The organism is Lyngbya sp. CCY1209 (assembly GCF_035615495.1).
Taxonomy (GTDB): domain Bacteria; phylum Cyanobacteriota; class Cyanobacteriia; order Cyanobacteriales; family Microcoleaceae; genus Limnospira.
The window spans coordinates 1-203 of sequence record NZ_JAJENU010000038.1 but is presented as its reverse complement, the minus strand read 5'-3'; the positions used below and the strand labels follow the sequence as shown (position 1 = coordinate 203).

The 203-nt window shown below is 44.3% G+C and carries 1 pseudogene; it reads right to left on the bottom strand.

From position 1 onward, the window contains the following. Positions 1 to 203, bottom strand: a pseudogene (locus tag LKE08_RS00175) (hypothetical protein); the annotation flags it as partial.

Sequence of the window (203 nt, the reverse complement as noted above, 5' to 3'; positions counted from 1 at the left end):
CCAGAGACGTGTTTTCCGGCAGGATATTGCCTGATATTGAACCCTAGAAAGTCAAATCCCGGTTGGACTTTTTCTCCACCAATTTCGATTTCTTGAAATGTATGACAGATTCTTGTCTTTTCCGGCTTGAGTCGGAGTCCAATGGGTTTTAACCATTCGGAAATGGCAATCTTGCACTGTTCAATGACTTCGCGGCTTTGGGA